Below are 17,393 nucleotides of genomic sequence, written 5' to 3' on the forward strand. Positions count from 1 at the left end.
GTCGGCAGCTCGAACATGAAAAAAGCCCTCGTTCCAATGGAAATCAAGGGCTTGAATATCTCTGCAAGTGCGATGGGGTGGCTGATGGGGCTCGAACCCACGACAACTGGAATCACAATCCAGGACTCTACCAACTGAGCTACAGCCACCGCTGAGTACTGCGAAGAGGCCGAACTATAGCATAGAAAAAATCGACAGCGCAAATGCGGGTGGTTCAGGCGTCGTGCGGTCGATAAGGCGGGGAACCCGCACGGCACGTTGGACTGTTGGATGCGCTACGCATCACTAGGATGTGGACGATTCCTCAGTCCGTTACAAAACTTATCAGGCTTGTCATGATATGCGAGGTATGCTGCCCTTTAGAGAGGGCCTACGAGTGCATCCAAATAATTTTGTTTACAAAGGATATCGGTTGACGGCGAAAGTCACCCGGGGTGTCCAAGACAGCAAGGCAAACGCGTCGGGGTCACCCGTCTTTACCGCTTCGGTATTCGTGGTTCAGGCTGACTCCGTACAGGAGTCGGGTGACGAATATGAAGTCCCCAGCTTTGCCGAAGGGAATTTTGTATTTAGTCCGCGCGAAGCCGTGCACCAGGCGATCAGCCATGGGTGCGCGATTGTCGATGCCCTGACAGGGGTGACGGGATAGGCGCGCCCGGCCCATCCTGTCGCGTCAATTAGCGAAGATCTCCGACCAACTGCGAGCTTTGCCCAGTGGTCTGACAATCGCGGACTGTTCCAGAATCGATACCGCTTTGTTGAATTCCTCGGCGGCTGCGCCATCCTCGAGGATGACCAGGCGGCTGTTATCCGCATCGGCCATTTTGACGTCCGACATTTTGCCGTGCGTCTGATAGACCTGTGTCCAATCGATTTTTTTGCCAGCTTTGAGGGCAATCGGCTCGATGTAGGTAAGCGAGGCGCCAGCGCTGCTGCGCACAGCATAGGCGAATTCGGCCGTATGGCCGCTGCTGGCGCGCGCTTTTGCGCTTTGGACCAACCGTTCGGCGCCCACGGCCTCGGCCAGCGTGCGGCCGACTTCGGCGCGAAAACGCAAGCGGCTGAATTTGGGCATCCATTGACTGCACTGAAAGGTCAGGGCGGTCGTCAATTTGATTGCATCCCACAGCGCGTCCTGCAATTGGGATTGCGGGCCCGCGGCCGTGATGGCGCCGCTATGGTCGAAATGCGCCAGGCTGAGGCCAGGGGTTTGATTCAACTGGTCCAGCCGTTTGGGTGTGAGCTCGACGCCATAGGTGGCGGCATGCATGGCGGCTTCGCCCGCGTCGGTCAAGAAGAACGAATCGTCGTCGGGATGGGCGATGTAGAACGTGGCATGCTGGCCGTCCAGGCCCATGGCGACGGGCGTGATGGCGCGTACAGCGCGTTCTCCGGCGGGCACGACCGTCCAGCCGGCCGGGGGCAGAAATGCGGTCATATTCAGATGAGCAGTTCGATCTGACGGCCTTTGAGCGGGTGGGCAAAGCCGCCCGCCAGCGTCAGATTGGCGCGTTGCAGAAAATAAGGGATCAGGGTGGCAATGTCGTTCAGCGCAGGGATGACGGGCTCGGCATAGCCTTCTCCCTCGTGATGCCAGAGATGCTGGTGGGTACGCTGATCGAGCACGTGTCTATAGAGCGGCAGGTCCGTGCCAGCCAGATTTGTGTGGTACGCATCGTTGGTATCAATACCCAGCACGCGATGCGGTCCGATGAACAGGCTGGCCGAACAGGCTTCTGCCAAGGTAATGATGGCTTGCCCGTGCACGGCAGTGCGCGCCGGGCGATAGAGCGTACGAAAAATGATGTCGTCGCGTGTCTCGCCGCGCAGACGGCAGGACGAGACGAATTCTACCCATTGGGCTTGTCCGGGCGCAGGGCGGGGAACCCAGGTCACCGCTTTGGCGGTTTCCTTGGGCTCTGCCAGGATTTCGCGGACTTCTGCCGGGGTAATGAGAGGGGCTTGCGTAGTGGCCATGCGCCGTTCGGGGCTGTTGTCGTTCAGCGGGTGCGCCAGTGGGCACCCGAAAGGGCCGTAATATTACAAGATCATGGCGTTGTCGGCAGGCCGCAACCGTTTGACAGGCCGTCATGCGGTGCTGTCTACCATTTGGCGAGCCGGCATGGTAGACAGCCTGGGCGATCTATCCGCTGTGCGGATTTGCCCGGATATTCAATGCAGGGCGATCAAAGGCTTTTCGCGGAGAACGTGTCGCATTGGCGCAGGTCACCGCTGTCCAGGCCGCGCTTGAACCATTGCACACGCTGGGCGGAAGATCCATGCGTAAAGGCATCAGGGACGACGTAGCCCTGGCTTTTCTTCTGCAGCGTATCGTCGCCAATAGCGGTGGCCGCGTTCAGACCTTCTTCGATGTCGCCGCTTTCCAGGATATTGCGAGCCTGGTCGGCACGGCGCGCCCACAGACCGGCGAAGCAGTCTGCCTGCAGTTCCATGCGGATCGACAGGGCGTTGGCCTGGCCGGGGTTACGCTGGCGCAACTGATCGACCTGATCGGAAATGCCGAGCAAGTGCTGGACATGGTGGCCGACTTCGTGAGCGATGACGTAGGCCTGGGCAAAATCCCCCGGCGCGTTCAGTTGGCGCTCCATTTCGTCAAAGAAACTCAGATCGATATAGACCTTGCTGTCCGCGGGGCAATAAAACGGCCCCATGGCGGATTGCCCGGTACCGCAGGCGGTCGGCGTAGCGCCGCGGAACAGGACCATCTTGGGCGGGACATACTGCCGATTGAGGTTTTCCTGGAAAATCGTGCTCCAGACGTCTTCGGTCTCGCCCAGGACTTTGGACACGAAGCGCGTCTGCGGATCGTCGGCCGGCGGCTGGGTCGAGGTTTGCTGTTGTTGTACCGGCGCAGTGCCATCGGCCATTTGCAGCACGACCGAGGGGTCCACGCCGAAATAGATCGCCACTAAAGCCAGTACGATGGTGCCTATACCGATCGACCCCCGGCGTCCGCCGAACCGCGGGCCGCTTGAGCGTCGATCTTCGATATTTTGACTTTCCCGCGAGTCATCCATGCGCATCTTGTTTCTCCTGAGCAAGCGCTAAGGATGCTAGGATAAACCCATGGCTCTCTTTTTCTCCATTCATCCTGACAATCCGCAACCGCGTTTGCTCAAACAGGCCGCGCAATGGCTGAGCGATGGCGGCTTGGTGGCGGTGCCTACCGACTCCAGTTATGCCGTGGTGGCCCATCTTGACGACAAGGCGGCCGCTGATGCGTTGCGCCGGTTGCGCGGATTGGACGAACGTCACCATTTGACACTCTTGTGTCGCGATCTGGCCGAGATCGGCCAATTCGCGCGGGTCGATAATCGCCAATACCGTTTGCTGAAGGCCGCGACGCCGGGGCCCTGGACCTTTATTCTCGAGGCGACCCGCGAGGTACCGCGCCGGGTATCTCACCCGTCTCGCAAGACCATCGGGATCCGGGTGCCTCAGCACGCGGTGACATTGGCGCTGCTCGAACAGGTGGGGGCGCCGTTGCTGTCAACGACGCTGATCCCCAAGGATGAAGACGAGGCGCTCAACGACGCCGAGGATATCCGCGATCGCTATGCCCACGATCTGGCGGCTATCATCGATGCCGGTGCTTGCCCGCAATCTCCCACTACCGTTATTGATTTGACCGGCGACGAGCCGGCCGTGCTGCGACGTGGCCGGGGTGATCCCGCCACGTTGGGTTTGGTCTGATATTAAAAAGATAACTCCGGCGCCTCATGTCCGACATTATTCAAGCCATCGCGATCTACGCGATCCCCGTTATTTTCGCGATCACTCTGCACGAGGCGGCCCACGGTTATGTGGCTCGCATGTTCGGGGACCCCACTGCCGAGCAGGCGGGGCGCATCACGCTCAACCCTGTGCGCCACATCGATCCCGTCGGCACCATACTGGTTCCCGTGGCGATCTTGCTGATGTCCAAATTGATGGGCGGGCCGGGCATGCTGTTCGGTTGGGCCAAACCCGTTCCGGTGGACTTCGGACGTCTGCGCCGCCCGAAGCAGGACATGTTGTGGGTGGCCTTGGCAGGGCCAGCCGCCAATCTCGTCATGGCCATTCTGTGGGTCATCTCGATGCGCCTGTTCCTGGCTGCCGGTATCGAAGAGGGCTATTGGTACCAGGTTGGTATGGCGGGTATTAACGTCAATTTGGTCCTAATGGCGCTCAATTTGCTGCCTATTCTGCCTCTGGACGGTGGTCGCGTCGTATTCAGCCTGTTGCCTAATCGGCTGGCCTGGCAATATTCCCGGATCGAGCCCTATGGCTTGCTGATCGTGCTGGTATTGCTGGCGACCGATGTATTGTGGACCTTGATGCGGCCCTTTATGGAATTGGGCTCAACCATCGTTACGTGGTTCTTGTAATTGCCAATATTCCGGTAAACTCGACGGTTCGACTGACCTGTTTCTCGCCCGGTGCATGTTGCGCCGGGTTCGGAGCCCATTTTCATGGCATCCCCCGATTCCGCAACGATTACTTTTCAGGGCAGCATGGTGGCGTTGGTAACGCCCATGCAGCCTGATGGCAGCCTGGATTATCCGGCTTATCGATCTTTGATCGACTGGCACGTCGCCGAAGGCACCGACGCCCTGGTGGTGGTCGGTACAACGGGCGAGTCTCCCACGGTGTCCATGGACGAGCATGCCGAGCTCATCCGCGTGGCGGTAGAGCACGCGGCGGGGCGTATTCCTGTGATCGCGGGCGTCGGCGCCAACTCGACCGACGAGGCGATCCATCTGACGCGTCACGCCAAGCGCGTGGGCGCGCAGGCTGGCCTGTCCGTGGTGCCTTACTACAATAAACCTTCCCAGGAAGGCCTCTATCAGCATTTCCGCGCCGTTGCTGAGGCGGTGGATTTGCCGACGGTCTTGTACAACGTGCCGGGCCGTACGGTCGCTGACATGAGCAACGAAACCGTGCTGCGTCTGGCCCAAGTCCCGGGCATCATCGGTATCAAGGACGCGACCGGCGATATCGGCCGCGGGGCGTTGTTGTTGCGCGAAGCCCCCGCAGATTTTCAGGTGTTCAGCGGCGATGATCCTACCGCAGCCGCACTTATTCTGTTGGGTGCTCGAGGCAATATTTCGGTGACAGCCAATGTCGCACCACGGCTCATGCGTGAGCTTTGTGCTGCGGCCTTGGCCGGTGACGTTCCAAAAGTGCGTGAACTAAACTCGCGACTGGCTCGTCTTAACAAGGCCTTGTTTGTCGAGGCTAATCCCATTCCTGTGAAATGGGCGCTTGCCCAGATGGGCCGTACGTCGTTGGGTTACCGGTTACCGCTGGTTGAGCTCGGCGCGCAGCATCACGATACGGTCCGTCGCACACTCCAGGAAACGGGTCTGCTCTAATTTAAGTGAGGATGCGTATGAACCAACGTCATGCCGCTGCGTCGGCATTGATGGCTCTGGCATTGCTGGCGGGTTGCAGCGATGTGAATGAATTTCTGGGCGGCGAAGAGTCGATCGATTACAAAAGCACAAAACGTGGCGAACCGCTGAGCATCCCTCCGGATCTGACTCAGGCATCGAACGATCCACGTTATCGTGCTCCTGCATCGGGCAGCACCACGTTCTCGCAATATCAAGAGCAGGGCCAGCAAGTCGCTTCTACGACAGCACAGACCAGTAATGTGCTGCCCGAGCGTAGCGACATGCGTGTCGAGCGTGATGGCGATTTGCGTTGGCTGGTGGTCGATTTGCCTCCTGAGCAAGTCTTTCCCAAAGTGGTCGATTTCTGGACAGATACTGGCTTTACGATTGCGAACAACAATCCCAAGGCCGGTTTGATCGACACGAACTGGGCCGAGAACCGTGCCAAGATCCCCGAGAGCTGGCTGCGCCAGGCGTTGGGTTCCGTTCTGGATTCGGTGTGGGATAGCGGCGAGCGCGAGAAATTCCGTACGCGTGTCGAGCGCGTCAATGGGCGTACCGAGATCTATATCTCGCACCAGCAGATGTTCGAAAAGCGCGTGGGCTCCGATGACTCTCAAGTGCAATGGGAACACGGCAAAGAAGACCCCGGTCTGAACGCCGCCATGCTGGCGCGCCTGATGGTGTATCTAGGCACGGACGTCGACAGCGCTCGCAAGCTGGTTGCTCAGGCCGAGGCTTCGCCGCAGTCGCCGAAGGTCCAGCAGGACGTGCGCGCCGATGGCGCCATGCTGGTGGTCGACGAGTCCTTTGACCGCGCATGGCGTCGTGTTGGCGTAGCGCTGGATTCGGGTGGCTTTGCGGTGGATGATCGTGATCGTTCCGCTGGCGAGTATTTCGTGCGCTATGTGGATACGGATACGGGCGCCCAGCAAAGCGAGCCGGGTTTCTTCAGCCGGATGTTCTCGGGTGACAAACAAACCCAGGCGGCGCAATACCGCATCCATCTGACCGAAGTCGGTGGTCAGACGCAGGTGACGGTGCTCAACGCCAGCGGCCAACGTGACAATAGTGCCACGGCGCAGCGTCTGTTGGGCGTGCTGAAGGACAAAATGGTCTGATGCTCGAGCAGGGGGGCCACTGTCAATGGCCCAGCCCCAAAGTAAAAACGCCCCCGCGGGGGCGTTTTTACTTTGGGGCTGGCTCAGATTGGCAAAAAAAGGGCTGCGGCAATCGCCGCAGCCCTTTTTCATGTCTGGCGAATCTCACCAGACGGGGGACTTAGCCACCCGATCCAGGCGTGGTCGAGGTGCCCGGGGTCGACGGCGTCGTGGTCGAGCTGTCCGGAGCGGGCGTAGGTGCCGTGGGTGCGGGGGTCGTAGGTGCCGGTGCCGTGGTCGACGGTGCCGAGCCGGCGGGGCTCGAGGTGTCTTCCTTCTTGTCGCAAGCGGTCAGCGCTACGGCCAATACCGAAGCAAGAATCAAGGTTTTGCTGATCATGTTGAGACTCCTGTGAAATGACGATCATGCGGCCCCAAGTCGGGGAAATCAGAATCCCATTAGGGGAAACCAGTAGTCAGGCTACAGGAATCAGGCGAATGCTGGCGTGTAAAAATTAAAGCGGTGGCATCTGAAATGTAACAAGCTTTACTGATGCGTGTTGGGTATTTCTTAATGTTTCAAACGCTTCCTCTCGTCCGTAGTCTGTGGGAGATAGATACGAATTTCTTTCTGTAGGATTTGTGCACAGACAGGCCCGCTCTCGAGTTCCAGTTGGAACTTTAAATTTCATGCTGCCACTCACAATCACAATTAAGTATCTCAATCACGCATCCGGAGCGGACGATGCAAATGAGTGGGCAACTCTTTCTGAGGGAACTCGCACGCCTTTTAGGCGCCCCTCAACCTGAGGACAGTGCCGTCCTCTATCTTACGCTCGAGAGCGATCAGCAGGTCACAGTCAGTCTGGAGACTTCCAGCATCGAGACGGTGCTCTTGTATACGGAGCTAGGCGGCGCACCCAGTGGTGACGCGTTTCTGCAGGACATGGGGCACGCCAATTTTCTCGGGGCCGGCACGGAAGGCGCTGTGCTCGCCCTGCGGCCGGATGATCCTGTGGTATGCCTTTTCAAGAGTGTCCCTACCGGCGTCCATAGTCCAGATGACTTTTTGCCTCTTCTCAAGACATTTTGCGAAGTTGCCGTCAATTGGCAACAACGATTGCGAGCTTATTGATTAATGGGCGGCCTGTCCGAGCGATATGCCGCCGAGTGATTCTATTAAAGCAATGGAGTGTCGAGATGGTCGGCAAACTACTTTCTACAACCTTTTCCCAAGATGCCCTGAACGACGCGGTGGTTGCGCAAACGTCCTCGGACAACAACTCCCAAAGCAATGAGTTCGGCACACGATCTACCGTTTCAGCATGGGGTTTCTGGGGCTGGCTTGGCTACCGTGTTCACACGGCGTCGACGTTAGATCAGCAGCAAGAACTGTTCAAGCAACTCAAATCCGAGCTTCGGGAAAAGTATCTGGACATTCCGTTTATAGACGATGAGGCGGAGCAATACGCCTCTATATTAAATTCTGAAATCAGTAGCGCAGAAAAAAAGGGATCGTTCCGTGGCACCGATCAAACAATGGCGTCGATCGTAGTGGTCCGACTCGCTGCCATCGCACGGATCGAAGCGGAGATTGATCTCCTTGCCTCTCAAAAGGGCGCATTCCTCACGCCCAGGAAGATTGCCGAGCTCAAAAGCAAGGCCGAACTCCAAATTGCATCCATCACGATGAGCGGACTGAGACGCTATCGTCCGCAATCCACGGGCGGCCGTGTGTCAGACGCTCAGAATTTCGATCCTTTGAAAGACTATAAGGCTCTGCTACGGCGGTGTCAGACCGGATCAGAGGTCATTCGCCTTACTACGAACAGCGACATGTCGAGTCAGGGAAATCAAGGCGCTATTGAGGCTAGGCGTAGCGTAACACGTCTGATGCTTGCTCCTCAGGGAAGCGTTCCCACTGAGGAAAGCGTGGCCGAGAGAACTCTGGCGCACTGCCTGGCATCGCTTAAGCTGGCCTATTTTCGAAATGGTAGCGTGGACGCAGTCAGTACCAAAGAGGTGGCCTTCGATCGACTCGTCAGTAAATACGTAGAAAGCAGATTAATTGACAAGAAGACCGGACGGCTCTGTGATCTCACGAAAAACGACTTTCAAGCGTTAGAGCGATTGGCTTTCAAAAATCGGTCGACCGTAGGCCGTGCCGAAAGACCGTTTAATGAGATGTTCGGAGCTAGTGCGGGAGACCCCGCCCACTCTCGCTACTCGGGATTCACCCTCGAGAAGGACGCGGGTGTTATTCATTTGATCACTGAGAGCCCTCGGCACGCAGCCATGTATATCGAGACATTGGATCCCGAAATGCATGTGTGGAAGCTTACCAAACTCGATTTTTCTTACATAGCGGACCCGTTACGGCCAGCCCCGTCTTTGTTTGAGAAGCTCACGGATGAGTCGCTGTTCCGTGGGACGATCAGATTCGCGGAGGGGACTGTGACTCGGAGCATGAACGGAGAGGCTGAGTATGAAATGACTAATCCGACGGTTATTTCAGCGGCAGATCTGAAAATCGGTAAATCTGTTCCTACCAACCTGTTGGGCATGGGGAGCGGAAAAATGAAGGATGTCACCAGCATACGTTTGCCGATGATAGAGATAAAAAAAATCATCGAGACCGCGAAAATCCTGCGTGAAAGTGAGATAAAGGAAGAGCCGAATGATGTGCCCTTCTATCATCTTTACGGCAGGAATGCTTCCACGGAAGAGTTGAGCAAGGAGCTCAAGAGCTACCAACATAAGCAGGCCAGTGCCATGCAGGAGCTCGTTCGCATCCAAATGCTGTTGGATCATTTCGCCGAAACGAAACTCGACAGCAAGGAAGCGGTCGCCATCCAGGCTGCAGCCGCTGCCCAAGCTGCAGCTCCCGCGCAAGCTGCAGCCGTCCCCGTAGAGAGGCCATGGTGCCCGGAGGTACTTCAATCGCTTCGCGCTCAGGGGCTCCTTGGGGGACTATCGCTCGAGCCGCTGCAGAGTCAGCCTGCCGACACGCCAATGCGCAGGGCTCTCGGGACTATGAGGGAGCGAATCGGAACCGTAGAGGAAGCATACGTCGCTACAGACAAGGCACGAGTAAAGCGAACAGATCTGGAGAGCCGCGTTAGACAAGAAGCCCATCGTTTCAGACACAGCGTTAAAGGGTTGCTGGAGGACGGCAAGGGACTTTCAGCTAGCGAGCGCGAGCAGCTTGAGAAGCTTTCCCTACCCAAGGTCAATGGTTTGTTGGCGGGCCTTTGGAATAACCAACGTATCATTCATCAGCTGTCTCACAAAATTGAGAAACTATCGAACATCGAAACCTTGGAGTTGGATCTCAAGGCGGTTCGGAAAGAACTACAGATGCGGGAAGTGTCCAAGACTATCGCGAACGAGTATTGGCAAAGCGCGAACGACAGGCTTGCTGCCGCGATGCGAAAACTCAGACCCGACAATTGGGAGGCCACCCCCAGTTCGGACGAACTCAAGAGGTATAAGAAGAATGGTTCCTTCGAAGCCATATATGAGCAGTTCGTAAAGGACGCTATTGCGACCCAGCAGGAAAAGCTCGCCTCATCCGATCCTCGTCGAGTTGACTTGATCATGGCGCGCATCCGAGAAAAGGCAGCTCGTCAGCCGACGTCTGAGCACAACTCGCTTTCAGAGGCGTTGACAACGCAGGACTTTGAGCCGCTTGCCGCCCGACTTGGCGAGTTGAAGCCGGCCGGCTGGCGCAAGAGCTGGACGGCGGATCGGCTTAGAGATGTATTTTTGACCGACGCCGAACGGCTCAATGACTATATTGATAACCTGAAAACAGCGCCAACGTCCCTGGAGGACAACATCAGATTGGCAGTAGAGGCCGAGAGAATAGTACGCGACTCGCTACCACCGCCGTCAGTGGTTCGCGCCAAGAATCCCGACGAAGTTGTGGCCGGAATCCGAGCAAAGAATTCCGACGAAGATCTGGCCAAAATTCGCATCAGGAATTTCGGTGGCGAGCTACCCGGAGTTCCCGTTCCGATGAGCGACGAAGCGCTCGCCGAACTGGCAGCCGCCCTGGAGAGCCGGTACAACATACGCAGCGCTGAAATGATCAAGGGGGCGGACGGCTTTACCGCGACCGATGAAAAAGGCCGCCTTGCCGTGCGGGCGGGGAATTGTGCGGATTGGGTGCGCAGCATGATGTGGCTGGCGGGTGTGAATATCGAAGGGATAAAGCTCGCCTCAACGTCCAGCATCATTCCTGACCGTTACAACTTTTCTGATCCACAGGTACTGTCTCGTGGCCGGTACGATAGCTTCCGTGTTGGTTTTGCTCGTACTGGATTCAAGCTGCATGAAAAAACACCGCCATCGGTGAAGGAAGTTTCGCCCCAACCGCGGACTGCACTACAGAACCTGGATGAGTTGCTGATGCAGCGGCGCCGGCATGGCGCCCAATATGATCTCAATGGCCTCATGCGGCCGTGATGAGCGTGCAGCCGCGTCGCCGTCTCGATTCAGGATACTGATTGAAACCATGAGCATGAATGCAATGACGAGCTCTGAAGCGCACCTCAAGCAGTTGAGCGCGACCTTGGGTTTGCCGCTCTCCTTCGACGAGGGCGTCTGTACCATCGCGCTGGACGACGCCCTTATCCTCTGTATCACGAACGACGTGGACCGGGGGGCGTGGATGATCAGCGCCCTATTAGCCGACGAAGGTCAGATGGAGGCGCTGAATCCGCAAGTCTGCCTGTACATGAACTTTCTGTTGCACATGCGCGATCTCGGGGCTATCGCGCTGACTGACCGCTATGGGCCAATGTTTCTCGTTCATCGTCTGCCTGTAGCGCGGATGTCCCATGATGATGTGGTCAGCCGCATGGAGGACTTTATCGAGGCGTGGCGTCTGGTGAAACTGCGGTTGTTCTTTCCCGAACGAGCCGACGGCGACCTGGGTGTCGAGTCTGACGGTGACGTCGACCGCGAGATAATCGTAGCTTGATTGAACCTTTCGGCACGGTTGCCGGCGGCTTAGACCTGCCGATAATGCAGCCAACCGGCATCCAGCCAATCCGTCAGACATTCACGTTCATCCTCGCCCAGCTTGCTGCAGCGTGGGTCGTTGCATTGCAGTTGGCGCGCATCGGCCAGGGCACGCAATGCAGGGTGCGCAGCGACAGTGGCCGTCTCGCCGTTGATGAATAGCTGCTTGCCGCGATATAGCATGCGGCTGCGGCGATCCAGTTCCAAATAGCCGTTCTCTGGCCATTCTGTTGCCAGGTCGACGAGCGGGCCGTCAGCGGGTTCAAAGACGCTGAGGTTGCTGGGCTCGGTCAGCCAGCATCCTAGAAAACGTGAGGCTAGTGCATCATCGAAACGGACCTTGGCCAAGGTATCCAACGTTGCTTGTACCAAACCGTCGGGCAGGGCGGCAGGTGTTTCGACGGCAGGTTGGCCGGGGTCACGATATAGCGCATCCAGCTTTGGGCCAGGTAGCGCCGGTTCACCATAGGGGCCTCCCAGCAATCCGACGCGAGCCATGGCCTGGTCCGCTGCCGCCTCGAGCAGGCCTCGCGCCAAAATGGCCTGCGTAGGCGCCCGAAACCCGATCGAAATCGTCATGCAGTCACCGCCGACGGCAACGCCATCGTGTGCTGCCTGTGGCGGCAAATACAGCATGTCGCCCGGTTCCAGGATGACATCGTGCTCAGGCGTGAAGTTCTGCAATATCTTTAGCGGCAGGTCCGGCTGCAAGGAAAGATCCTTCTGCCGGCCATAGCGCCAACGGCGGCGCCCCGAGGCTTGCAGCAAGAAAACATCGTAACTATCGAAATGCGGTCCCACGCCGCCGCCATCCGAGGCCACGCTGATCATGACATCATCCAGGCGTGCATCCGGAATGAAACGGAACAACTGCAACAACGCCGTGGCGGCATCGTCGTGCAGATCCACGCTTTGCACGAGCAGCGTCCAGTCCGGCTCCGCGGGTTTGGGCAGGCGCGCAAAGGGGCCGTTTTCCATTTGCCAGGTGCCGTCTTCGCGCCAGATCAGGCGTGATTCCACATCATCGCGGCGCGCCAGCTTTTTCACATTCGCAATGCTGACGGGCGGTTTGAAATTCGGAATCGCCTGCCGGATCAGCAACGGCTTGCGCTGCCAGAAGCGACGCATGAAGTCGGCGGCGCTGATGCCGCCAAGCAGAGTCAAGGGTTCGTTGATGTTCACGGTAGGCAGGCTTTGAGACGATAAAGGGCTTCCAACGCTTCGCGCGGCGTCAGGCTGTCGGGATCGATGTGGGCCAGTTCGTCACGCAACGTGTCCAACGCCGCCGATTGCTCGGAACGATCGCTGGCGGCGTTGGCTTGCGCGTCGGCGTCCAGGGCAGCGGCGAATAAACCCAGTTGCGGCGTAGGGGCGCCTTGGGCTTCCAGGCGTTCCAGTTCGCGTGAGGCATGGCGAATGACCGCTGCGGGAATCCCGGCTCGCTGGGCGACTTGAATCCCGTAGCTGCGACTGGCAGGGCCCTCGCGGACCTCATGCAGGAACACAATGCCTCCCGCGGATTCGGCGGCGGCCAAGTGCACGTTGGCGGCGGTGGGTTGTTCCGCAGGCAGACGTGTCAATTCAAAATAGTGCGTGGCGAACAGGGTCAGTGCCTGGTTGTGCGTGATCAGACGCAGCGCAATCGCCCATGCCAATGCCAAGCCATCATAGGTGGAGGTGCCTCGGCCGATTTCGTCCATCAGCACCAGACTATGCGGCGTACTGGCTGCCAGGATTGCTGCGGCTTCGGTCATTTCCATCATGAAAGTCGAGCGTCCGCCAGCCAGATCATCTGCCGCGCCGATGCGCGTGAAAATCCGATCCAGTTTGCCGATGGTGGCACGCTGTGCGGGCACAAAACTGCCCGTACGTGCGAGCAATGCAATCAAGGCGATCTGCCGCATGTATGTGGATTTACCGCCCATGTTCGGGCCGGTGATCAACAGCATGCGGCGTGTGGCGTCGAGCGAGCAGTTGTTGGGCGTAAAGCGCTCGATCGTACGCTCTACCACCGGATGACGGCCTGCCTCGATGGAAATATCGGCCTGCTCGGTCAACTCGGGTGCGACCCAGCCATGACGGCGAGCATGTTCAGCCAATGCGGCTAAGGTATCCAATTCCGCCAGTGAGACGGCGCACTCCGAGAGCGGGCGCACGAACGCTGCCAGTGCATCCAGGACTTGCTCGTATAGCCATTTTTCCCGAGCCAGCGAGCGGTCCTGGGCGGACAGGACTTTGTCCTCCCAGGACTTCAGTTCAGGCGTGATGTAGCGTTCGGCATTCTTGAGCGTCTGGCGGCGGCGGTAGTCGTCGGGCACCTTGTCGGTCTGGCCCTTGGTGACTTCGATATAAAAACCGTGCACGCGATTGAACTCGACGCGCAGGTTATTGATGCCCGTCCGTTCCCGTTCACGAGCTTCCAGCTGCAGCAGAAAATCTCCTCCGTCCGCCGCCAGCGCCCGTAGCTCGTCCAGTTCGGCATCGAAGCCGGTAGCGATGACGCCGCCGTCGCGAATGGCGACAGCCGGCTCTTGGGCAATCGCACGGCTCAGCAGGTCGCCAATGGCCGGGTCCAGCGAGAGATGGGCTGCGAGCTGCGCGAGGCGAGGCGTGTTCTCCAGCGGCACGATCAACTCGCGCAACGCGGGCAGGGCAGACAACGCGTCTCGCAAGCTGGCCAATTCTCGTGGGCGCACCGATCTCAGCGCCAGACGCGAGGCGATACGTTCGACGTCGGGAAATGCATCCAACGCATCGCGCAGCGTTTCCAACAAACCTGCCGCGCCAAAGGTTTGTTCCACATCCATGCGGCCTGCCAGCAGGGCGGCGATGGCTTGTTGCCTGGCCTGGGCCGGTGCGTTGTCGCGCAGGGGATGGTGCAACCAGCGTCGCAGCAACCGGCTGCCCATCGGCGTCTGGCAACTGTCGAGCAACGAGAACAAGGTCGGGGAGTCTTCGCCGCTCAGGGTCTGCGTCAACTCCAGATTGCGGCGCGTGACCGGATCCATCAATACATATTGGCCGGGGCGGTCAACGGCAATGCTCTGCACATGTGCCAAGGCCTGCGATTGCGTCCGTGCGGCGTAGCGCAGCAGAGCGCCCGCTGCGCAGATGGCTGCCGGCATATCGTCCACGTCAAAGCCCGACAACGTATCGGTCTTGAAATGCGCCAGCAGATGCGCACGTGCACCATCGCTTTCGAAGTGCCAATCCGGAACGCGCGTGCGAGCGCCGTCGAACGCCAAGGGCAGCTCGGCGCTTTCCGCATAGACCAGTTCGGCGGGTGCAATGCGATGCAATTCCGACTCGATCTGCGCGGGCGCGCATTCGGTCACGCGAAACTCGCCGCTGGCCAAGTTCAACCATGCCAGTCCGGCGCGTTGGTTGCGTGCCTTACCGCTGATGCAGACAGCCGCCAGCGCACGGTCGGCTTTGGCCGGCAGCAGGGCCTCGTCGGTGAGAGTGCCGGGCGTGACAATGCGCACGATGCGCCGTTCGACTGGACCTTTGGATGCTGCAGGGTCGCCGATTTGTTCGCAAATGGCGACGGATTCACCCTGGGCAACCAGACGGGCCAGGTATTGCTCCATGGCGTGCACCGGAATGCCCGCCATGGGAATCGGCGTGCCGTTCGAGGCACCTCGTTTGGTCAACGTCAGGCCCAGCAAACGCGCACCACGCTCGGCGTCTTCGTAGAACATTTCATAGAAGTCGCCCATGCGATAGAACAGCAGCAACGGTCCCGCCTCGGCTTTGAGGCGTAGATATTGCTGCATCATCGGCGTATGGCCGGCCAGGGAGTCGGTAGGGGATTTTTGCGGTGCGGAATTCATGCCCGGTATTGTATCGGGCCTCGGCATTTACGCCTCAAGGCGACGCGAGTGTAAGCACCGGCTCGGGAGATTAGTCTGATTTGGAATGGTGGCTGGTTGAATATCCAGCTGTCATGGTTGGACGCAAATAAGATCTCGGGTATGCAAATCAAACTTGCGTGTTGATTCCCCCGTGATATGTGAAGAGCGATTCGGCGATGGCGCTGCCCTCGTCTGTGTGTATGTGCTGCAAGATCGACGAACACATGCCGGGCTTTGTCGATGCCGCCTCGCCGACATGGGGAGTTTACCCTCTATACCTGAACGGATATAATAATGGAGCAGAAACGTAAGCTTCTCTATTGGGAAGGTTCGTCAAAAAAGGATTTCAAGGAATTTCCGATCGAGGTGCAGAAGGACATGGGCGTGGCGCTGTTTGTAGCTCAGTTGGGTGGTACTCCAGATTCAGCCAAGCTATGGAAGGGGCTCGGTTCCGGAGTGTACGAACTGGTGGATGATCATCGGGGCGATGCCTTTCGCGCGGTTTATACCGTACGGATATGTGACGCTGTGCATGTACTCCACGCTTTCCAGAAAAAATCCAAGACCGGGATCGCCACGCCGCAACCGGACGTGACGTTGATCGAAAAGCGGTTAAAGGCAGTGCTCGCCCGCTATGGGACGAACAGGAGAATATGATGACTCGTATCGATCATTCCAAGGGTATCGACAATGTGCTGCTGGATCTGGGTTTCGATGATGCCACGGAGCTGTCAGCTAAGGCTGCGCTGGCACTTAAACTCAATGAGTTGATCGATCAACGCGGTCTCAGTCAGATCGAGGCGGCGGCGATCATTGGTATGACACAACCGAAGGTGTCCCAAGTCCGCCGTTACAAGCTTCAAAACATTTCGCTCGAACGGCTGATGCAAGCGCTGGTGTCACTGGACCAGCATGTCGAAATCGTGGTGCAACCCGCACGACGCGCCCATTTGCCAGGCATCACGGTTGCGGCCTGATCCCACGTCGCCGTCCCCATACCGACGGAATAACTAGATGAGCGGGGCATTGATCCTGTAGTACCTCGATGACCTGACTGGCGACGGCACGCGCGGTGCGAGCCAGGGCTTGTTCCGTACTGCCTCCTGCATGAGGCGCCAGGACGACTTGTGACATGTGCAGTAACGGCGAATCATCAGGGGGCGGCTCTTGTGAAAAAACATCGAGACCTGCTCCACCGATCTGGCCGGACTTCAGATGACGCTTGAGTGCCTCCTCATCAATCAGATCGCCACGAGCCGTATTAATCACCAGAGCCCCTGGTTTCATGGACGCGAGTAAGGCATCCGTCAGTAACGGAGCTGTTCCCGCACGAGACGGCCGATGTAAGGAAAGAATATCCACTTGACTGACCACGTCCGCCAGACTATCGACGACTTCGAAACCGTCGGCGATAATCTCACGGGGCGCGACCGAGGGAGAGTAGACGCGAACCGTCATCCCAAATCCACCAGCTGCCATCCGCGCCAATAATCGTCCGATCTGGCCGAAGCCGACGATGCCCAGCGACATGCCGGAAAGCTCATACAGGCCCGGCTCATACCGCGCATCCCAATTGCCATTGCGTACGGCCTGATCCAGTGCCACCGTGCGTTTGACTAGCGCCAACATCATCGACAGGGCCAGTTCCGCCACGGAGCGCGCGTTGGCGCCGGGAGTGTTCACGACAGGGATTCCCAGCCGTTCGGCTGACCCGAGATCAATGGCATTGGTACCCGCGCCGTGGCTGCCGATGATACGCAGTTTCGGAGCGGATTCGATGGCGAGCGTGTTCAAGCCCGCATTGCGGGTAATGACAGCATCGCAGTCTCTAATGGCATTGGCGACGTCTTGCATGGATGCAGATTTGGGGGTGATGCAGGTGATGCCCGCTGTGCGCAGCATTGCCAGGCCCTGTTCATGAATGGGTTGGACGATCAGACATTTCATCGATGGATTGCCTCGAGAAATCCCGGCATTCATGCCGGAAAGAAAAAGGAGAGCCGTTGTGTATCTGTAGG

Annotated in this window: 17 protein-coding genes and 1 tRNA gene; 10 read left to right on the forward strand and 8 right to left on the reverse strand. The window is 58.3% G+C overall.

Going from position 1 to position 17,393, the window contains the following annotated elements:
- Nucleotides 1-73 precede the first annotated feature (73 nt).
- A tRNA-His gene (locus tag ACYVIT_RS09320) sits at nt 74-149 on the reverse strand.
- A 227-nt stretch (nt 150-376) separates the two neighbouring features.
- Between ACYVIT_RS09320 and ACYVIT_RS09325 the strand changes: the two genes are divergently transcribed.
- A complete protein-coding gene (locus ACYVIT_RS09325; protein WP_415807927.1) occupies nt 377-649 on the forward strand; it encodes a hypothetical protein in 273 nt (90 codons plus the stop codon).
- A gap of 24 nt (nt 650-673) precedes the next feature.
- On the opposite strand, the gene ACYVIT_RS09330 is transcribed toward ACYVIT_RS09325, so the two are convergent.
- The 3 genes from ACYVIT_RS09330 to ypfJ form a co-directional block, all read right to left on the reverse strand.
- Complete coding sequence (locus ACYVIT_RS09330) at nt 674-1,438, reverse strand: DUF1828 domain-containing protein (RefSeq protein ID WP_415807895.1); 765 nt, start codon at nt 1,436-1,438, stop codon at nt 674-676.
- A gap of 2 nt (nt 1,439-1,440) precedes the next feature.
- Nucleotides 1,441-1,977 (reverse strand): hypothetical protein, encoded by a 537-nt coding sequence (locus tag ACYVIT_RS09335; protein WP_415807896.1) that lies wholly within the window; start codon nt 1,975-1,977, stop codon nt 1,441-1,443.
- 209 nt (nt 1,978-2,186) lie between these two features.
- Nucleotides 2,187-3,044, reverse strand: coding sequence for a KPN_02809 family neutral zinc metallopeptidase (gene ypfJ / locus ACYVIT_RS09340; RefSeq protein ID WP_415807897.1), 858 nt, complete (start codon nt 3,042-3,044; stop codon nt 2,187-2,189).
- Nucleotides 3,045-3,087: 43 nt separating this feature from the next.
- Here ypfJ and ACYVIT_RS09345 point away from each other — a divergent pair, with 43 nt between their 5' ends.
- From ACYVIT_RS09345 to bamC, 4 genes are all read left to right on the forward strand, one after another.
- Nucleotides 3,088-3,714, forward strand: a complete 627-nt coding sequence (locus tag ACYVIT_RS09345; RefSeq protein WP_415807898.1) for an L-threonylcarbamoyladenylate synthase — start codon at nt 3,088-3,090, stop codon at nt 3,712-3,714.
- Between the two features lie 26 nt (nt 3,715-3,740).
- On the forward strand, nt 3,741-4,388 hold the full coding sequence (locus ACYVIT_RS09350; protein ID WP_415807899.1) for a site-2 protease family protein: 648 nt from the start codon (nt 3,741-3,743) through the stop codon (nt 4,386-4,388).
- 84 nt (nt 4,389-4,472) lie between these two features.
- Nucleotides 4,473-5,375 carry a 4-hydroxy-tetrahydrodipicolinate synthase gene (dapA, locus tag ACYVIT_RS09355; protein WP_415807900.1) on the forward strand — a complete coding sequence of 301 codons (903 nt, stop codon included), beginning with the start codon at nt 4,473-4,475 and terminating at the stop codon, nt 5,373-5,375.
- Nucleotides 5,376-5,386: 11 nt separating this feature from the next.
- Nucleotides 5,387-6,517, forward strand: coding sequence for an outer membrane protein assembly factor BamC (gene bamC, locus ACYVIT_RS09360; RefSeq protein ID WP_415807901.1), 1,131 nt, complete (start codon nt 5,387-5,389; stop codon nt 6,515-6,517).
- A 160-nt stretch (nt 6,518-6,677) separates the two neighbouring features.
- Here the strand turns inward: bamC and ACYVIT_RS09365 are convergent, their stop codons facing one another.
- Nucleotides 6,678-6,896 (reverse strand): endopeptidase, encoded by a 219-nt coding sequence (locus ACYVIT_RS09365; protein ID WP_415807902.1) that lies wholly within the window; start codon nt 6,894-6,896, stop codon nt 6,678-6,680.
- Nucleotides 6,897-7,247: 351 nt separating this feature from the next.
- On the opposite strand from ACYVIT_RS09365, the gene ACYVIT_RS09370 reads away from it, so the two are divergent.
- From ACYVIT_RS09370 to ACYVIT_RS09380, 3 genes are all read left to right on the forward strand, one after another.
- Nucleotides 7,248-7,631, forward strand: coding sequence for a type III secretion system chaperone (locus tag ACYVIT_RS09370; RefSeq protein ID WP_415807903.1), 384 nt, complete (start codon nt 7,248-7,250; stop codon nt 7,629-7,631).
- 65 nt (nt 7,632-7,696) lie between these two features.
- On the forward strand, nt 7,697-10,963 hold the full coding sequence (locus ACYVIT_RS09375) for a hypothetical protein (RefSeq protein WP_415807904.1): 3,267 nt from the start codon (nt 7,697-7,699) through the stop codon (nt 10,961-10,963).
- A 64-nt stretch (nt 10,964-11,027) separates the two neighbouring features.
- Nucleotides 11,028-11,480: a CesT family type III secretion system chaperone gene (locus ACYVIT_RS09380; RefSeq protein WP_415807905.1), complete on the forward strand. Its 453-nt coding sequence runs from the start codon at nt 11,028-11,030 to the stop codon at nt 11,478-11,480.
- A gap of 29 nt (nt 11,481-11,509) precedes the next feature.
- On the opposite strand, the gene ACYVIT_RS09385 is transcribed toward ACYVIT_RS09380, so the two are convergent.
- Together ACYVIT_RS09385 and mutS are read right to left on the reverse strand one after the other, a co-directional pair.
- Nucleotides 11,510-12,649: a ribosomal protein uL16 3-hydroxylase gene (locus ACYVIT_RS09385; RefSeq protein ID WP_415807928.1), complete on the reverse strand. Its 1,140-nt coding sequence runs from the start codon at nt 12,647-12,649 to the stop codon at nt 11,510-11,512.
- 50 nt (nt 12,650-12,699) lie between these two features.
- Nucleotides 12,700-15,354, reverse strand: a complete 2,655-nt coding sequence (gene mutS / locus ACYVIT_RS09390) for a DNA mismatch repair protein MutS (protein ID WP_415807906.1) — start codon at nt 15,352-15,354, stop codon at nt 12,700-12,702.
- 315 nt (nt 15,355-15,669) lie between these two features.
- Between mutS and ACYVIT_RS09395 the strand changes: the two genes are divergently transcribed.
- Nucleotides 15,670-16,032, forward strand: a complete 363-nt coding sequence (locus ACYVIT_RS09395; RefSeq protein ID WP_415807907.1) for a type II toxin-antitoxin system RelE/ParE family toxin — start codon at nt 15,670-15,672, stop codon at nt 16,030-16,032.
- Nucleotides 16,032-16,352, forward strand: a complete 321-nt coding sequence (locus tag ACYVIT_RS09400; RefSeq protein ID WP_415807908.1) for a helix-turn-helix domain-containing protein — start codon at nt 16,032-16,034, stop codon at nt 16,350-16,352. The genes ACYVIT_RS09395 and ACYVIT_RS09400 overlap by 1 nt, the downstream gene beginning before the upstream one ends.
- On the opposite strand, the gene ACYVIT_RS09405 is transcribed toward ACYVIT_RS09400, so the two are convergent.
- Nucleotides 16,336-17,322: a hydroxyacid dehydrogenase gene (locus tag ACYVIT_RS09405; protein ID WP_415807909.1), complete on the reverse strand. Its 987-nt coding sequence runs from the start codon at nt 17,320-17,322 to the stop codon at nt 16,336-16,338. The genes ACYVIT_RS09400 and ACYVIT_RS09405 overlap by 17 nt on opposite strands.
- Between the last annotated feature and the right edge of the window lie 71 nt (nt 17,323-17,393).

This window comes from Bordetella muralis (assembly GCF_054781015.1).

What these genes read in the sequence shown, in the direction of transcription:
- ACYVIT_RS09330 (WP_415807895.1), bottom strand. Translation starts at nt 1,438, where the DNA reads ATGACCGCATTTCTGCCCCCGGCCGGCTGGACGGTCGTGCCCGCCGGA.
- ACYVIT_RS09335 (WP_415807896.1), bottom strand. Translation starts at nt 1,977, where the DNA reads ATGGCCACTACGCAAGCCCCTCTCATTACCCCGGCAGAAGTCCGCGAA.
- ypfJ (WP_415807897.1), bottom strand. Translation starts at nt 3,044, where the DNA reads ATGCGCATGGATGACTCGCGGGAAAGTCAAAATATCGAAGATCGACGC.
- ACYVIT_RS09345 (WP_415807898.1), top strand. Translation starts at nt 3,088, where the DNA reads ATGGCTCTCTTTTTCTCCATTCATCCTGACAATCCGCAACCGCGTTTG.
- ACYVIT_RS09350 (WP_415807899.1), top strand. Translation starts at nt 3,741, where the DNA reads ATGTCCGACATTATTCAAGCCATCGCGATCTACGCGATCCCCGTTATT.
- dapA (WP_415807900.1), top strand. Translation starts at nt 4,473, where the DNA reads ATGGCATCCCCCGATTCCGCAACGATTACTTTTCAGGGCAGCATGGTG.
- bamC (WP_415807901.1), top strand. Translation starts at nt 5,387, where the DNA reads ATGCGTATGAACCAACGTCATGCCGCTGCGTCGGCATTGATGGCTCTG.
- ACYVIT_RS09365 (WP_415807902.1), bottom strand. Translation starts at nt 6,896, where the DNA reads ATGATCAGCAAAACCTTGATTCTTGCTTCGGTATTGGCCGTAGCGCTG.
- ACYVIT_RS09370 (WP_415807903.1), top strand. Translation starts at nt 7,248, where the DNA reads ATGAGTGGGCAACTCTTTCTGAGGGAACTCGCACGCCTTTTAGGCGCC.
- ACYVIT_RS09375 (WP_415807904.1), top strand. Translation starts at nt 7,697, where the DNA reads ATGGTCGGCAAACTACTTTCTACAACCTTTTCCCAAGATGCCCTGAAC.
- ACYVIT_RS09380 (WP_415807905.1), top strand. Translation starts at nt 11,028, where the DNA reads ATGACGAGCTCTGAAGCGCACCTCAAGCAGTTGAGCGCGACCTTGGGT.
- ACYVIT_RS09385 (WP_415807928.1), bottom strand. Translation starts at nt 12,649, where the DNA reads ATGCGTCGCTTCTGGCAGCGCAAGCCGTTGCTGATCCGGCAGGCGATT.
- mutS (WP_415807906.1), bottom strand. Translation starts at nt 15,354, where the DNA reads ATGAATTCCGCACCGCAAAAATCCCCTACCGACTCCCTGGCCGGCCAT.
- ACYVIT_RS09395 (WP_415807907.1), top strand. Translation starts at nt 15,670, where the DNA reads ATGGAGCAGAAACGTAAGCTTCTCTATTGGGAAGGTTCGTCAAAAAAG.
- ACYVIT_RS09400 (WP_415807908.1), top strand. Translation starts at nt 16,032, where the DNA reads ATGACTCGTATCGATCATTCCAAGGGTATCGACAATGTGCTGCTGGAT.
- ACYVIT_RS09405 (WP_415807909.1), bottom strand. Translation starts at nt 17,322, where the DNA reads ATGAAATGTCTGATCGTCCAACCCATTCATGAACAGGGCCTGGCAATG.